General features: G+C 63.0%; 3 protein-coding genes. 2 read left to right on the plus strand and 1 reads right to left on the minus strand.

The features are described 5' to 3' along the window. A partial coding sequence (locus tag WAN02_RS13160; RefSeq protein ID WP_422264629.1) for an aconitase family protein occupies window positions 1-851 on the minus strand: 851 nt, incomplete at its 3' end. A 167-nt stretch (window positions 852-1,018) separates the two neighbouring features. Between WAN02_RS13160 and WAN02_RS13165 the strand changes: the two genes are divergently transcribed. Then, on the plus strand, window positions 1,019-1,600 hold the full coding sequence (locus WAN02_RS13165; RefSeq protein WP_422264630.1) for a DUF6676 family protein: 582 nt from the start codon (window positions 1,019-1,021) through the stop codon (window positions 1,598-1,600). Window positions 1,601-1,838: 238 nt separating this feature from the next. Further along, window positions 1,839-2,438, plus strand: a 600-nt coding sequence (locus tag WAN02_RS13170) for a coiled-coil domain-containing protein (RefSeq protein WP_422264631.1), incomplete at its 3' end; no start/stop codon positions are given.

The raw sequence follows: 2,438 nt of genomic DNA on the forward strand, positions 1-2,438 counted from the left end.
CCGTAGAACTCGACGAACTTGCCGACAACGCCGTGTTTGCGCAGCATCTGGGTGACGGTCAGCACCACATCGGTCGCGGTGACGCCCGGCTTGATCTCGCCGCTCAGCTTGAAGCCGACGACCCGCGGAATCAGCATCGATACCGGCTGACCGAGCATCGCGGCCTCGGCTTCGATGCCACCGACACCCCAGCCCAGCACGCCGAGGCCGTTGACCATCGTGGTGTGCGAGTCGGTGCCCACACAGGTGTCGGGGTAGGCGACCCCGTCGCGGGTCATCACCACACTGGCCAGATATTCGATGTTGACCTGGTGCACGATGCCGGTGCCCGGTGGCACCACCTTGAAGTCATCGAACGCGCCCTGCCCCCAGCGCAGAAACTGGTAGCGCTCGCCGTTGCGTTCGTACTCGATCTCAACGTTGCGCTCGAAGGCGTCGGCGGTGCCGAACAGGTCGGCGATCACCGAGTGGTCGATCACCAGGTCGGCGGGCGCGAGCGGGTTGACCTTCTCGGCGTCACCGCCCAGGTCGCCGATGGCCTCTCGCATGGTGGCCAAGTCAACGATGCACGGCACGCCGGTGAAGTCCTGCATGACCACGCGGGCCGGCGTGTACTGGATTTCGATGCTGGGCTCAGCTTTGGGATCCCAGTCGGCGATCGCCTGGATGTGGTCCTTGGTGATGTTGCTGCCGTCTTCGTTGCGGAGCAGGTTTTCGGCGAGCACTTTCAGGCTGTAGGGAAGCTTCTCCGTGCCCGGAACCGCGTCTAACCGATAGATTTTGTAGCTGTCGCCGCCGACCTTCAAGGTGTCGCGCGCTCCGAATGAATTCACCGAATCTTTGCTGGTCACATCCACTCCCGTATTTAGTTCGGCTCGCCGACGGGCTGTGTCGGCGAAGCGCTGCCAAGTCTAACAGTACGCTTGTCCTGCATTCCGGCGGACCCCGAAAACTTCCCTTTCCTGTGGGCGACCACCTGCTGTAACGCTCGCGTCGTCAGGCGGTACGGTTTCCAACCGTGACCACCCCGCACGCGCCGCTCTATATCCCGGGCGAGATCTGCGGCACCGTCGGTGTCGATCCCGCGACCAAGCCCGACGATTGTCTGGCGGTGGTCCAGCAGCAGGTCAGCGCGGGCAACATCAGCGCGCCGCCGGCCGTCACACCGGAGTTGGTCGACCTGATCAACCAGGCCCACGAGCACGGCATCGATCTCAAGATCGTCGTGCTGGACCACAATCCGCCCAACGACACGCCGCTGAGAGACATCGCGACGGTGGTCGGCTCGCAACACCCCGACGCAACGGTGCTGGTGCTCAGCCCGAACTTCGTCGGCACCTATAGCACGCACTTCCCACGCGCCACCTTGGAGATCGGCGAAGACAACGCCAAAACCGGTAACACGGTGGTGTCTGCGCAGAATTTCCTGCATCAGCTCGAGACGCCGCAGTTTCCATGGACCGGATTCACCATCGTTGTGCTGATCGGCGTATTGGCGGCGGTGGTCGGAACGCGATTCATGCAGCTGCGGGTGAGACGGTCAGCAACTTCGCGAGAAAGCGCCGAAGCAGCTCACAACGATGCTGAGCGAAGCGTCTAACTCGCTGTATTCCGCGTGTGTCGCATAGCGCCGGCACCGGTATCGCGTCGCGGGCAAATTAGTGATGTCACCATAGGGTCACAGTTGACAGAAGAACAGGTTTGTAGTTTGTGACATAAGTTTCTATTGGGTCAGATGTGACTTACGGTGCAAGGGATGCTTTTGGTTTATTCGTGCTTCCAGTGATTGCTGGGGCCGACGCCGTCCGCCCGCGTTGAGCCAAGGAGACCGGAGTCGCATGAGACGCACCTGCCGCGGCTCGTCTTTACGAATGGCTACCGCGTTCACCCATCGCGTGGGTCCCGCGATGATCAGCGTGGCGCTGTTGCTGGGCACACCCGGTCTGGCCAAAGCCGACCCGGACGCGATGGCCAAACTGATCGCCGACGTGGCACAGGCCAATCAGCGTCTGGAGGATCTCAACGCGCAAATCCAGACCGAGGAAGAAAGCGTCAACAAGGCGGTGGTTGACGTCGAGACCGCGCGTGACAACGCGACGGCCGCCCAACACGACGTCGAGGCCGGCCAGCAATCGGTCAAAACCGCCGACGCCGCAATCGCGGCCGCCCAGAAGCGATTCGACCGTTTCGCGGTGGCCAGTTACGTCAACGGCCCGTCGGACAGTTACCTCACGGCGGCCAGCCCCGACGACATGATCGCCACCGCGGCCGCCGGCCAGACGCTGGCCGCCAGCTCGCAGCAGGTGATGGACAACCTGCAACGGGCCCGCGCCGAGCAGTTGAACAAGGATTCGTCCGCCCGGCTGGCCAAGCAGAAGGCCGACAAAGCCGTCGCCGACGCTCAATCCAGCCAGAACGCGGCAGTGGCGGCCCTGACC

The organism is Mycobacterium sp. (genome assembly GCF_049281135.1).
Classification (GTDB): domain Bacteria; phylum Actinomycetota; class Actinomycetes; order Mycobacteriales; family Mycobacteriaceae; genus Mycobacterium.